13 protein-coding genes are annotated in these 12,277 nt (G+C 63.7%); 8 read left to right on the forward strand and 5 right to left on the reverse strand.

Features of this window, described 5'->3' with window-relative positions; translation table 11 throughout:
* Positions 1-3: 3 nt before the first annotated feature.
* The 3 genes from ABIB90_RS27340 to ABIB90_RS27350 all read right to left on the reverse strand — a co-directional run bounded on the left by ABIB90_RS27340 (position 4) and on the right by ABIB90_RS27350 (position 3,661).
* Entirely contained in the window at positions 4-2,196 is a 2,193-nt protein-coding gene (locus ABIB90_RS27340; RefSeq protein WP_354163917.1) for an RNA degradosome polyphosphate kinase, read from the reverse strand.
* 128 nt (positions 2,197-2,324) lie between these two features.
* Entirely contained in the window at positions 2,325-3,002 is a 678-nt protein-coding gene (locus ABIB90_RS27345; protein ID WP_354163462.1) for a P-loop NTPase family protein, read from the reverse strand.
* Between the two features lie 116 nt (positions 3,003-3,118).
* Positions 3,119-3,661 carry a CDP-alcohol phosphatidyltransferase family protein gene (locus ABIB90_RS27350; RefSeq protein WP_027517558.1) on the reverse strand — a complete coding sequence of 181 codons (543 nt, stop codon included), beginning with the start codon at positions 3,659-3,661 and terminating at the stop codon, positions 3,119-3,121.
* Positions 3,662-3,816: 155 nt separating this feature from the next.
* Here ABIB90_RS27350 and purM point away from each other — a divergent pair, with 155 nt between their 5' ends.
* Together purM and purN are read left to right on the forward strand one after the other, a co-directional pair.
* Complete coding sequence (purM, locus tag ABIB90_RS27355; protein ID WP_354163460.1) at positions 3,817-4,890, forward strand: phosphoribosylformylglycinamidine cyclo-ligase; 1,074 nt, start codon at positions 3,817-3,819, stop codon at positions 4,888-4,890.
* A complete protein-coding gene (gene purN, locus ABIB90_RS27360; RefSeq protein WP_354163458.1) occupies positions 4,890-5,543 on the forward strand; it encodes a phosphoribosylglycinamide formyltransferase in 654 nt (217 codons plus the stop codon). Before purM ends, purN begins: the two co-directional genes overlap by 1 nt.
* Positions 5,544-5,638: 95 nt before the next feature.
* Here the strand turns inward: purN and ABIB90_RS27365 are convergent, their stop codons facing one another.
* Complete coding sequence (locus ABIB90_RS27365; protein ID WP_007591938.1) at positions 5,639-5,845, reverse strand: cold-shock protein; 207 nt, start codon at positions 5,843-5,845, stop codon at positions 5,639-5,641.
* Positions 5,846-6,222: 377 nt separating this feature from the next.
* On the opposite strand from ABIB90_RS27365, the gene ABIB90_RS27370 reads away from it, so the two are divergent.
* Positions 6,223-7,377 carry an autotransporter outer membrane beta-barrel domain-containing protein gene (locus ABIB90_RS27370; RefSeq protein WP_354163456.1) on the forward strand — a complete coding sequence of 385 codons (1,155 nt, stop codon included), beginning with the start codon at positions 6,223-6,225 and terminating at the stop codon, positions 7,375-7,377.
* A gap of 79 nt (positions 7,378-7,456) precedes the next feature.
* On the opposite strand, the gene ABIB90_RS27375 is transcribed toward ABIB90_RS27370, so the two are convergent.
* Positions 7,457-8,497: a LysR family transcriptional regulator gene (locus tag ABIB90_RS27375; protein ID WP_354163454.1), complete on the reverse strand. Its 1,041-nt coding sequence runs from the start codon at positions 8,495-8,497 to the stop codon at positions 7,457-7,459.
* A 71-nt stretch (positions 8,498-8,568) separates the two neighbouring features.
* On the opposite strand from ABIB90_RS27375, the gene ABIB90_RS27380 reads away from it, so the two are divergent.
* The 5 genes from ABIB90_RS27380 to ABIB90_RS27400 all read left to right on the forward strand — a co-directional run bounded on the left by ABIB90_RS27380 (position 8,569) and on the right by ABIB90_RS27400 (position 12,124).
* A complete protein-coding gene (locus tag ABIB90_RS27380) occupies positions 8,569-9,186 on the forward strand; it encodes a hypothetical protein (protein ID WP_354163452.1) in 618 nt (205 codons plus the stop codon).
* Positions 9,173-9,793 (forward strand): GNAT family N-acetyltransferase, encoded by a 621-nt coding sequence (locus ABIB90_RS27385; RefSeq protein ID WP_007591919.1) that lies wholly within the window; start codon positions 9,173-9,175, stop codon positions 9,791-9,793. The genes ABIB90_RS27380 and ABIB90_RS27385 overlap by 14 nt, the downstream gene beginning before the upstream one ends.
* 25 nt (positions 9,794-9,818) lie before the next feature.
* Positions 9,819-10,382, forward strand: coding sequence for an isochorismatase family protein (locus tag ABIB90_RS27390; RefSeq protein ID WP_007591916.1), 564 nt, complete (start codon positions 9,819-9,821; stop codon positions 10,380-10,382).
* Between the two features lie 30 nt (positions 10,383-10,412).
* The gene (locus ABIB90_RS27395) at positions 10,413-10,583 is read left to right on the forward strand and encodes a hypothetical protein (protein WP_007591915.1); all 171 of its coding nucleotides are present in this window, start codon (positions 10,413-10,415) and stop codon (positions 10,581-10,583) included.
* A 158-nt stretch (positions 10,584-10,741) separates the two neighbouring features.
* The gene (locus ABIB90_RS27400; protein WP_007591914.1) at positions 10,742-12,124 is read left to right on the forward strand and encodes an aspartate aminotransferase family protein; all 1,383 of its coding nucleotides are present in this window, start codon (positions 10,742-10,744) and stop codon (positions 12,122-12,124) included.
* Positions 12,125-12,277: the final 153 nt, after the last annotated feature.

A 12,277-nucleotide genomic window follows, 5' to 3' on the forward strand; every position in this document is an offset into this window, starting at 1 on the left:
GGATCAGGATTGATGACGTTCATTACGGCGCGTGAGGCGGCGCGGCGAGGATTCCTTGAGCGACTTACCACGGCCAGACAGACTCGGATTGGTCATGAAGTAGTTGTGGACGTTGAAAGGCTCCTCGCCCTTCGCGGTCTTCATACGCGTTGAGGACCCGTCCGGCAACAATTGCCAGCTCTGTTCATTGTCCTTGAGATTGGCGACCATGATCTGTTCGAGAACCTGCTGATGCACCGTGGGATTTTGCAGCGGACACAGCACCTCGACGCGGCGGTCGAGATTGCGCGGCATCATGTCGGCCGAGGAGATATACACAGCCGCTTTCGCGCTCGGCAGGCCCTGGCCCATGCCGAAGCAGTAAATTCGGCCGTGTTCGAGGAATCGTCCGATGATCGACTTGACGCGGATGTTCTCCGACAGGCCGGGAATACCGGGCCGCAGGCAGCAGATACCGCGCACCACAAGCTCGACCTGCACGCCGGCCTGTGAGGCCTCGTAGAGCGCGTCGATAATGTCGGGGTCGACCAGCGCGTTCATCTTCATCCAGACCGCACCGGGCCGGCCGTGGCGCGCATGCGCGGTCTCGCCCTGGATGTGCTCGATGATGCGCTTGCGCAAGGTCAGCGGCGAGACCGCCATCTTTTCAAGATCGCTCGGCGCGGCATAGCCGGTGATGAAGTTGAACACGCGGGCGGCATCGCGGCCGATGGTCGGGTCCGAGGTGAAGTAGGAGAGGTCGGTGTAGATGCGCGCGGTCACCGGATGATAATTGCCGGTGCCGGTGTGGACGTAAGTCGTGAGGCTGCCGCCTTCACGGCGCACCACCATCGACAATTTCGCGTGGGTCTTCAGTTCGAGGAAGCCGTAGACGACCTGCACGCCGGCGCGTTCGAGGTCGCGCGCCCAGCGGATGTTGGCCTCCTCGTCGAAGCGGGCCTTCAGCTCGATCAGCGCGGTGACGGATTTGCCGGCTTCTGCAGCTTCCACGAGCGCGCGCACGATCGGCGAGTTGCTCGAGGTGCGGTAGAGTGTCTGCTTGATGGCGACGACGTCGGGGTCGCGCGTCGCCTGCTGGAGAAACTGCACCACGACGTCGAAGGATTCATAGGGGTGATGAACGACGAGATCCTTCTGCCGGATCGCAGCGAAGATGTCGCCGCCTTGCTCGCGCACGCGCTCGGGATGGCGGGGCACGTAAGGGGTGAATTCCAGATCGGGCCGGTCGAGGCGGGTGAGCTGCGAGAGCTCGTTCATGGCGAGCACGCCATCGACCAAAAACACCTCGTCGTCGGCGGTCGACAGCGCGTGCTGTACGAAGCTGCGCAGCTGCTCCGGCATCTTGGCATCGATCTCGAGCCGGATCACCGAGCCGCGGCGGCGGCGCTTCAGCGCGGTCTCGAACAAGCGGACGAGATCCTCGGCCTCTTCCTCGATTTCGAGTTCGGAGTCGCGGATGACACGGAAGGCGCCCTGGCCGTGAAGATTGTAGCCGGGGAACAGGCGGTTGATGAATAGCGCGGTGGCCTGCTCCAGCGAGATCAGCCGGACGACCTTGCCCTCGGCCGGCAGGCGGATGAAGCGGTCGATCTTGCCGGGCATGCGGATCAGCGCGTTCATCTGCTTGCCGTCGGCGGCGCGCGTGAGCTGGAGCGCGATGGTGAAGCCGAGGCTCGGAATGAACGGGAAGGGGTGGGCCGGGTCGATCGCGAGCGGTGTCAGCAGCGGGAACACGTTGCTGAGGAAGTAGTCCTCGACCCAGGTTCGTTCCGCTTTGGTGACTTCCTTGCCCTCGACCAGCACGATGCCCTCGTCGGCGAGCGTGCCGCGCAGGTCGCGCCAGATTGCCTGCTGGTCGGAGGCAAGCTGCGAGACGGTCCGGTTGATCAGTGCGAGCTGCTCGGACGGGGTCAGACCGTCGGGGCTGCGCTCGGCAATGCCTTCGCGCACCTGGGCCTTGATGCCGGCAACGCGGACCATGAAGAACTCGTCGAGGTTATTCGCTGAAATCGACAGGAATCGCACCCGCTCCAGCATGGGGTGGCTGGGATTGACCGATTCCTCCAGGACGCGGCGGTTGAAGTGCAGCCAGGAGAGCTCGCGATTGATGAACCGCTCGGGGCTCGATGCGATCGCCGGCGGGCCTTCGGCTTCCGGGGTTTTCTCTTTAACTTCAACAGCTTGCGCAGAATCCATCAGAAGTCGATCCATCCAGTTCGCCCCAATTTGCGACTTACGCGCAAAACCCGCGGGAGCATGTGTTAGAGCGATGACGTTTCGATGACATTGATGTTCCGCGGCCCGGCCGCGTCAAGCCGCCTTGGTCAGACATCCCGGAGCAGCTCGGCCGCCAGGGCCCGGGTGACGGGGCGGCCGAGGCGCAGGGCCTCGCTGTCCAGCAGGTCCACAGCCCGTCGGGCGGCGGCCGAGGACCGCTCCAGGCGAGTGGCGAGGTAGCTGACCACGCTCTCGTCCATGGCGAGCTGGCGGTCGGCGCAGAATTTGACGATCAGGCCGCGGAAGAGCTGGTCGTCAGGCGGCAGCAGCGAGATAACGGGGACAGCGCGGAGCCGCGAGCGCAGGTCGGCGAGCTCGATCTCGAGAGAGGCGGGCGCCTCGCGTCCGGTGAAGAGGACGTAGGCGCCGTCCTCGCGGGCCAGATTCATCAGATGGAACAGGGCGCGCTCATCGAATTCCCTCGCCTTGGGATCCTCGACCACCAGCGCGCCGGTGGCGAGCGCAGCCGGGACGGCTTCGGCGGTCAGCCCATTGGCCGTGGTCGAGCGGGCGCCTGAGGCCTCGGCCCAGATCGCGGCGAGATGGCTCTTGCCGCTTCCTTCCGGGCCGGCCAGCCACATGATCCGGTTCGGCCATTCCGGCCAGGCGTCGATGAGGGCAAGACCGGCGGCGTTGACGGGGCCTTCGAGGAAATTGTCCCGGCTCAGGCTCTCCGCATGCGGAAGCGAAAACGCCAATTGTCGGGGATGAACGCGGCCTGGCACGCTTGCTTTGCTCCGTGCCGGCATATGCCGGCTTGGTTTGAAGAGATGCGACTTAATCGAACGGGAGTTGGCCTTTGCGGGGCCGCTTCCCAACTCATTTGGCCTCGATCGTGCTGCTACTTGGCCTCGATCGTGCTCATGTGCCGCAACCATTCGACGAGATAGAGCGACACGGAGGAGAGCGTGAAGATCGTGACGAGGCCCATCAGGATTATATCATAAGGACCGGCTTTGAAGCCGAAGGCGAGGGCGGCCAGCACCAGCGCTGCGAACGCCACCTGGGCCACAGTGTTGAGCTTGGATACCTTCGAGGGCTTCATCTCCACAGGGCGGTCGAACAGCCACGATATGATCACGGCGGCGACGATCATGATGTCGCGCGAGACCACCAGGATGACGATCCAGCGCGGAATCGCGCCCCAGATGCCCAAGGCCATGTAGATCGAGACCAGCAGCGCCTTGTCGGCGAGCGGGTCGAGCAAGGCGCCGAGCTCGCTCGTCATGTTGAAGCGCTTGGCAAGGAAGCCGTCGACCGCGTCGCTGATACCGGCGATCAGGAAGACGGCGAACGCCACCTCCATTTGGCTCGACACGATGGCCCAGACGATGATCGGGACCAGCATGATGCGGCCCAAAGTAATGATGTTCGGTATACTCACACGGCGCTTCCCGGCACCCGGCCTGACCTCGAATTCGGCCCTTTGCAGGCTGAACCGGTTGATATCTCTACATAGTATACGGCGGCGCGCCATGCGAGCCATTGCGCGTCCCCGGAATTCGACGTAACCAGCCGCAAACCCACTGGAAATCGGGCATGACCGACCGCAAAAACGGCCTCACTTACGCCGATTCAGGCGTCGATATCGATGCGGGCAACCGCTTGGTCGACCTGATCAAGCCGATGGTGCGCGCCACCGCACGGCCCGGCGCCGACGCCGAAATCGGGGGATTCGGCGGCCTGTTCGATCTCAAGGCAGCCGGTTTTAAGGATCCCATCCTGGTGGCCGCGACCGATGGCGTCGGCACCAAGGTCAAGATCGCGATCGAGACCGGCCTGCATGGCGGGATCGGCATCGACCTCGTCGCCATGAGCGTCAACGACCTCGTGGTGCAGGGCGCCGAGCCGCTGTTCTTCCTGGACTATTTTGCCTGCGGCAAGCTCGATCCGGAGGCGACCGCGTCGATTGTCGCCGGCGTCGCCGAAGGCTGCCGCGAATCCGGCTGCGCCCTGATCGGCGGCGAGACGGCCGAGATGCCCGGCCTCTACAGGGACGGCGACTACGACCTCGGCGGCTTTGCCGTCGGCGCCGCGGAGCGGGGCACGCTCTTGCCGCGCAAGGACATCGCCGCCGGCGATGCCGTGATCGGGCTCGCCTCGTCGGGCGTGCACTCCAATGGTTTCTCGCTGGTGCGCAAGATCGTGGAACAATCCGGCCTCGGCTTCGGGGCGCAGGCGCCGTTTGCGCCCGTCATGACGCTCGGCGGCGCGTTGCTGACGCCGACGCGTCTCTACGTCAAATCCTGCCTGCGCGCGATCCGCGAGACCGGCGCGGTGAAGGGGCTTGCCCACATCACCGGAGGCGGCTTCACCGACAACATTCCGCGCGTGCTGCCGAAGCATCTCGGCGTCGGTATCGATCTGGCGCGCCTGCCGGTACTGCCGGTGTTCAAATGGCTGGCCGCGCAGGCCGGCATCGCCGAGCTCGAAATGCTGCGGACCTTCAATTGTGGGATCGGCATGATCGCGATCGTCGAGCCGGACAAGGTCGAAGAGGTCGTGGAGGTCTTCGCCGACGCCGGTGAGACCGTGGCACAGCTCGGTACCGTGATCCCCGCCGAGGGCGAGCATCGCGTCGTCTATAACGGCCATCTCGATCTGGCGCTGTGATGAAACGCCGCGTCGCCATCCTGATTTCCGGCCGTGGCTCCAACATGGCTGCGCTGATCAAGGGCGCGGCCGCGCCGGATTTTCCGGCGGAGATTTCGCTCGTCATCTCGAACAAGGCCGATGCGCAGGGGTTGGAAAGGGCCAAAGCGAGCGGCGTGAAGACGCTGGTGATCGAAAGCAAGTCGTTCGGCAAGGACCGCGCCGGCTTCGAGAAGGTGCTGCAAGCAGCGCTCGATCAGCACGGCATCGAGCTGATTTGCCTCGGCGGCTTTATGCGCCTGTTCACGGCCGAATTCACCAAGGCCTGGTACGGGCGGATGCTCAACATCCATCCCTCGCTGCTGCCATCGTTCCCCGGTCTCGACCCGCACGGCCAGGCGTTGCGCGCCGGCGTCAAGCTGTCCGGAGCGACAGTGCACTTCGTGATCCCCGAGACCGACGCCGGTCCAATCGTGATGCAGGGCGCCGTTCCCGTCAGCGACCACGACACGGCGGACACGCTGTCGGAGCGTATCCTCGAAGTCGAGCACCGCATCTATCCCGCAGCACTGAGCCTGCTCGCGACGGGCAAGGTCCGGATCGAGGGCGATGTGTGCAAGACCGCGGGCAGCGGGCCGTCGGAGAACTTTCTGGTTGCGCCGTTGGTGCGGTGAAGCGCCGTCGCACTCGGAATACTTTCATCCCAAACAAAAACCCCCGGCAGAGCCGGGGGCAACGTCATGATCTCTTGCGCAGACCGCGAGAGCAATCAGGAAACCTTGAGGTTCTCCGCGGATGCCTTGCCGCGGTTCTCCACGAGGTCGTATTCGACCACTTGATTTTCATTGAGGGTCGAGAGTCCGGCGCGCTCGACGGCGGAGATGTGGACGAAGACGTCCTTATCACTGCCGTTCGGCTTGATGAACCCATAGCCCTTGGTCGGGTTGAACCATTTGACGGTGCCCTTTTGCGGCATCCTCAGTCTCCTCCGCTAGATACAAAAACGACGCGGCCGCTTTTCGCGTGCCACGCCACAAACGGGCCTCCGGTAGTCTGTTCGAGTCTTGAGTTCAATGTCGCGAAACGCACAGTCGAGCGGCCAATTCCGATTGTGTCCGATATTGCAACATGAAAATCGCCCGTTAGCAAGCCGCGCGCGAATTTCAAGAGCCCGACCGGAGCGCCCGTCCGCAATTTGCGACCTGTGGCCGCGGAACCACAATCGGAAGCAATGCCTTTGCCTGGACGCGCCAGCCGGTTGACCCTCAGTAACAGTTCGGCACAAATCGCGGCACGCGTGCGCCGCTCCTGTTGCATTTTTGCGCGCCGCCCTTTGCTTCGGGATTTGTCGCCATGTGCTGCACGTCGCAGCCCTCAGAGACACGGCAGGCGATCAGGCTGAACCGCGTCCGTTGGATCGCGGCTGCCGTGGCGTTTGCGCTCATCATGGTACTGTCGACGACATCAGGCTTTGCGCAAAGTCCGACGCCTACGCCTACGCCGACCCCGACACCCACGCCGTCACCGACGCCGATTCCGATGCCGACCGCGACCAATTACGACCAGTCGGCCGGCAACAGCGCGCTCAATCTCGGCTCGAATTTCCTGGAGCGGCTCGGCAGCCAGGCTTCTGGCGGCGTCAACCGGGCGTTCCGGACCAATCCCGGCGGCGGCGGTGCATCGGCGGGCGCGGAAGATCCGCGCTACCGCACCTGGTTCGAGGGTTACGGCATCTCGGTCCGGACGGATGCACAAGGAGACTTTGTCGGCGACAAGCGGAAGACGTTTGGCGGTGTCGCAGGCCTTGGCGCGCGGCTCGCGCCGGGTGTCAATCTCGGCTTCTCCGTCGACCAGAGCCACACCGACATCGACGTGCCGCTCGCACTTCAGTCCGCGACGCTGGACCTGACGCAACTCGGCTTCAGCGGCTCGGTCGACAAGGGTCCCTGGACCTGGGCGTTCGCGGTGGTGCACGGCTTCGGCAAGGTCCGCTCCAGCCGGGACACCGGCCTGGGACTTGCGACCGCGGGTTATCGCGCCGCAGTCGACGGCGCGCTGACCGAGATCAGCTATTACTGGACCAAGGATCAGATGCGCATCGTGCCCAAGGGTGCACTGGAATATGTCCGCGCCACCAGCGTCGCGTTCCAGGAGGTTGGCGGCCTCGATCCACTCAATGTCGGCTCGACTGCGCTCTCGCGCGCGCGCGTCATGATCGGAGCCGAGATTGGACGCTACTTCATCTTCGACCAGAAGATCCTGGACCTGTCCGCCTACGGCAAGTTCGTCGACAATTTCCATCAGAACCTGGGATCGGTGCAAGTCAGCCTCGGGAGTCAGAGCATCGTCGTGCCCGGCATCGGCGAGAGCCGCTACGGCACGGATGCCGGCGCCTCGGCCTCGCTCAGCCTGACCAACACGGCGCGGCTCTACGTCAATTACGACGGCAAGTTCCGCAACGAGCTGACGTCGCACCAGGGCACGGTCGGCTTCGAATATCGGTGGTGAGGCGAAGCCTGCCCGCGTCGGCCCAGAGGAGGATCCGGAAAACTGCGACGCGGTTTTACGAAAGGATCATGCTCGAGTTTTAAGTCGGCATTGCCGCGACATAGCCCGTCAATCCAAAACCCTCGCGCGCGGCCGTCATCATCGGCGCCAGCGCGTTCGGGTGGATGAACTCGTCGCGGAAACAGGGGTGGGCCTTGGGATCGAAGATTTTCTTCAGCCAATCGACCACGATCTTGTGGCGCTCGGAGGCGCGGAACTCCTTGTGATAGGTAAGCCAGAGATCGGCGTGGTGGCTGACGCCGAGATCGACGGCGACGAGCGGGGCGCCGAGCGCGATCGAGACCGTCGGCAGGAATCCGATGCCGGCGCCGCGCTCCACCGCGTAGAGCACGCCGACCGAGGAATTGGTCTTGATCCCGACGATGCCCTCGAGCGACTTAAGTCCGAGCACGCGGGCATAAGCGCCGTCGTCGACCTGCGGAGCGCTCTGCTTGATGATGCGGTGGTTCTTCAGCTCGGCCAGGCTCGCCGGCACGCCGTAGAGGTTTTCGTACTCCTTGGACACGAAGGGATAGATGTGCAGCCGGCCGAGCTTGGCGACGATCAGATCGGGATTGGTCGGCGGCTCGAGCTGGATCGCAATATCGGATTCGAGCCGCGCGACGTCGGCCTGTTCCATCGCGCAGCGCAGGTCGACGGTGATCTTGCGATAGGTCTTCTGGAAGTCGATCAGTCGCGGCAGGATCCAGAAATTGCCGGGACCTTCGGTCACCGCGACCCGCACGGTGCCTGACATGTCGTTCGACGATCGCGAGGCTCGCCGGAACACGTTGAAGGCATGACGCTCCATATGCGCCACGTCGGCGATCATCGCGCTGCCTTCGTCGCTGAGCGTGAGCCCGCTCTGGTCGCGCAGGAACAGCTTGCAGTCGATGCTCTCTTCGAGCCGGTCGATCCTGCGCATCAAGGTGGTGGAGGTGAGCCCGAGCTCCTCGGCGGCGTTGCGGAAACTTTTATATTTTGCGCAAGCTAAAAACAGTTTCAAATCGTCCCAGGACATGTCCAGGGCTTCTTCACGGTGCTGCATTATCGCAGCACCCCGGTGCAATAACTGCTGCATACGCCTGATCCCCAGCCGCTAAGCTCTTGGTCATAGCGGGGCACGAAAGCCGCGAACGATAGAGGGGTGACATGGGTATGGAAAGGGGCTCGTTTGCCGCAAGGCATGATTTCGACGCGCTGCCGCTCAGTCCGGATGTCGACGTCCGTCGTGCCGAATTTTCCGAAATCGCCGCGCTTTCGCAGCTGGCGCACCGGCTGGTGCCGGGCGTTCGGATCGGGGCGACTGAGCTTGCAAAATATTTCGCCTTCGATCCCGAGAGCATCCTGACTTTCAGCCGGAAGGGCAAGCTCGTCGGCGGCATGGCCTTCCTGTTTCTCAACGATCGCGGGCATGATGCGCTGCTGCTCGACGAGATCTGCCTCACCGCGCCCGAGACGTGCCATCTCGCGTCCGCGAAGGAAGACGTTTCCGCCATCTACATCTGGGCGATCGCGGCGACGGGGCGCGGCGTCGCCGGTCTCGGCAAGGCCGCGGCTCATCTTAGACAGCTAAGGTTTCGCAACGCGGATTGCTATGCGCAGCCGTCAACCGTGGCCGGACGCGATATCATGAAGGCGACAGGCTTCGAGCCTGTTCCAAGCTTCCAACCCGACCTCTGGTGCTACGAGCGGCCCTGGCATCGGCAGCCGATGCGCATGCCGGGCGCGATCATCCAAGCAAGGAGTTTTGCAGATGCACGGTACTAGGATTCCTCTCGCGAAGCCCGATTCCCGCGCCATCACCATTCGCCTCGCACGCGATCTCAGCGATCTCATGCTGGTCACCTCGATCCGCTCAGCCGTCTATCTCGCCGAGCAGGATTGCCCGTTCGACGAGGAGTTCGACGGGAACGACATGGTCGCCGCGCATTTCATCGGCTATGTCGGCAACGAGCCTGCGGGCTGTCTACGGGTGCGGTTCTTCGGCGATTTCGCCAAGGTGGAACGGCTTGCGGTGCGGCACCAATATCGGCGCTCGCGGGTCTCATTCAAGCTGGTACAGGCGAGCGTCGACTATGTGAAGCGCAAGGGCTTTCGCAAGATCTACGGCCAGGCGCAGGACCGGCTGGTCGATTTCTGGGCTCATTTCGGGGCCAAGCCGCTCGGTCACAATCGCAAGATCACCTTTTCCGACTTCTCCTACACGGAAATGCTGCTGGAGATCGAACCGGGCCCGGATGCCATTACGCTGGACAGCGATCCGTACGTGATCATCCGCCCCGAGGGCGATTGGGACCGGCCGGGCGTGCTCGACGCCTCGGCAGGACGGGCCGTGACGTCGCCGCTGCGGGACGTCGCGCTCGCTGGCCGTTGAAACTGCTGCAGCTGCGCGCAAACCCATGCTGGTTTCCGTCACAGACGATCCGCCGATCCTGGTCTGCGCGGATCTCCAGGTCGAATATCTGACCCCCGGACGTCGCCACGTCATCCTCGACGGCGATGCCGCCACGGCGCGCTGCGTGGAACTGCTGACGCTGTGGCGCGACAATCTCTGGCCGGTGATGCATCTGAAGCGCATCGCGCAGGCGGCCTGGTTCAATCCGGCATCCAGGCTGACCGATTGGATCGCGGAGGCGAAGCCGCGGCCGGGAGAAATGACGTTCGAGCATCCGCTGCCGTCAGCCTACAGTTCGTCGCGGTTTGTGGACTACATGTCCAATATCCGCAATGTCCGTTGCGTGCTCGCTGGCTTTTCCCTGGACGAAACTGTGTTGGCCACCGCTATCGACGGGTTTCACCGCAGCCATCGCTTCCAGGTGGTGGCCGACGCGGTGGCCTGCCGGCAGCCGGGGACAGGCGATGCTGCCGCCTACAAGCATGCAGTAGTGAATGTGATCGGGAATTTTGCTACAATCCAGTCCAGCGCCGAACTGATCAGAACCAGCGGCGCCGTTGCGGTGTAGGCGGCCGCGATCGACGGATGGAGTGGGACATTGTCACGGGGAGATCAGCTCGAGGAGCTGGCAAGCGACCTGTCGCGTGCCGCCGAGGCGGCGCGCCGTCTTGGTCTGCCCACGACGGTGTATCTGCTCTCGATGGCGCTGGTGGAGGTGCGGGAGGCCGCTGCGGCCGATGGCGATGGGAATGACGACGGCGCGGCGTGACAGCTGCCCGATGTGCGGCTTTGTGCAACGCTGGTGAGCGCTTGCTGCCGACGAATTGACGTTGCAAGTTTTGCGCGGTGGCAATAGCCAAGGAGCTGGATCATCGAGTGATGACGCTGGCCGCGCCGGCGACGTGACGCTTTCAAGGATGCCCGCAAATGTCCATGTTGCCCAATTCGCAAGAGGCCCGGGATGTGGCCTATCAGCTCCATCCCTACACCAACGCGCGCGCCCATCAGCAGGCCGGTCCCCTGGTGATCGAGCGCGGCGAGGGCCCCTACGTGTTCGATGCGTCGGGCAAGCGCTATTTCGAGGCGATGGCAGGCCTGTGGAGCGTCGGGCTCGGCTTCAACGAGAAGCGGCTGGTCGACGCCGCGCACAAGCAGATGCTGGCGCTGCCATTCTATCATACCTTCTCCGCCAAATCGCACGGGCCCTCGATCGATCTCGCCGAGAAGCTGGTCGCACTTGCGCCTGTGCCGATGAGCAAGGTGTTCTTCACCAACTCCGGCTCGGAGGCCAACGACACAGTTCTGAAGTTGATTGCCTATCGCTCCAATGCGCTCGGCCAGCCACAGCGCAAGAAGGTGATCAGCCGGATGCGCGCCTATCACGGCGTCACCATTGCGTCCGCCAGCCTCACCGGCCTGCCGAACAACCACCGCTCTTTCGACTTGCCGCTCCCGAACATCCTGCACACGGGCTCGCCGCATTTCTACAAGGACGGCGCGCCCGGGGAGAGCGAGGAAGCCTTCGCGACGCGGCGAGCCGAGGAGCTCGATGCGTTGATTCAGAAGGAAGGCCCGGACACGATCGCGGCGTTCTTCGGCGAGCCGGTGATGGGCGCGGGCGGCGTCATCGTGCCGCCGGCGACCTATTGGGACAAGATCCAGAAGGTACTGAACAAATACGACATCCTGTTGGTCGCGGACGAGGTCATCTGCGGCTTCGGTCGCACCGGTAAGATGTTCGGCTGCGAAACCTACGGCATCAAGCCCGACGCGATCGTGGTCTCCAAACAGATCACCTCGAGCTATTTCCCGCTGTCGGCCATCATGATGAACGATCGCATGTTCGAGCCGATCGCCGATGAGAGCAACAAGATCGGCGTGCTCGGCCACGGCTTCACCGCGGGCGGCCATCCGGTCGGCTCGGCGATTGCGCTGGAGAATTTGAAGATCATCGAGGAGCGGGGACTGGTTGCGCACGCCGCCGAGCTCGGTGGCTACATGCAAGGCAAGCTGCGTGAACTCACCAGTCATCCGCTGGTCGGCGAGGTCCGCGGTGTCGGCATGATCGCAGCGATCGAACTGGTGCTGGATAAGGCGCGCAAGACCGCGGCGGCAACGCCGGGCGCCGTCGGCGGCATGGCCAGCCGCATGCTGCAGGAGCGCGGCGTGATCTCGCGCAACATGCTCGACGCCATCGCTATCTGCCCGCCGCTGATCGTCACCAAAGCTCAGATCGACGAGCTGGTCGCGGCGATTTCAGGTGTGCTTGATGACATGAAGCCGGAAGTGGCGAAGCTGACGCCGGCGTAAGGGAAGCGTCAATGCAGGCGGAGCGTTCCGCCGCACCCACCCTGTTGTCCCGGCGAAGGCCGGGACCCATACCGCGAGGTCTCTCGATGGGGATGGTAGGAGTCCCGAACGACGAGTCTTCGCCAAACTCTTCCCTGGGGTGATGGGTCCTGG

Origin of the sequence: Bradyrhizobium sp. JR4.1 (genome assembly GCF_040548605.1) — a bacterium.
Lineage (GTDB): Bacteria > Pseudomonadota > Alphaproteobacteria > Rhizobiales > Xanthobacteraceae > Bradyrhizobium > Bradyrhizobium canariense.

Coding starts and splice junctions, on each gene's coding strand:
- ABIB90_RS27340 (WP_354163917.1), bottom strand. CDS start 2,196: ATGGATTCTGCGCAAGCTGTTGAAGTTAAAGAGAAAACCCCGGAAGCC.
- purM (WP_354163460.1), top strand. CDS start 3,817: ATGACCGACCGCAAAAACGGCCTCACTTACGCCGATTCAGGCGTCGAT.
- purN (WP_354163458.1), top strand. CDS start 4,890: ATGAAACGCCGCGTCGCCATCCTGATTTCCGGCCGTGGCTCCAACATG.
- ABIB90_RS27365 (WP_007591938.1), bottom strand. CDS start 5,845: ATGCCGCAAAAGGGCACCGTCAAATGGTTCAACCCGACCAAGGGCTAT.
- ABIB90_RS27370 (WP_354163456.1), top strand. CDS start 6,223: ATGTGCTGCACGTCGCAGCCCTCAGAGACACGGCAGGCGATCAGGCTG.
- ABIB90_RS27375 (WP_354163454.1), bottom strand. CDS start 8,497: ATGCAGCAGTTATTGCACCGGGGTGCTGCGATAATGCAGCACCGTGAA.
- ABIB90_RS27380 (WP_354163452.1), top strand. CDS start 8,569: ATGGGTATGGAAAGGGGCTCGTTTGCCGCAAGGCATGATTTCGACGCG.
- ABIB90_RS27385 (WP_007591919.1), top strand. CDS start 9,173: ATGCACGGTACTAGGATTCCTCTCGCGAAGCCCGATTCCCGCGCCATC.
- ABIB90_RS27390 (WP_007591916.1), top strand. CDS start 9,819: ATGCTGGTTTCCGTCACAGACGATCCGCCGATCCTGGTCTGCGCGGAT.
- ABIB90_RS27400 (WP_007591914.1), top strand. CDS start 10,742: ATGTCCATGTTGCCCAATTCGCAAGAGGCCCGGGATGTGGCCTATCAG.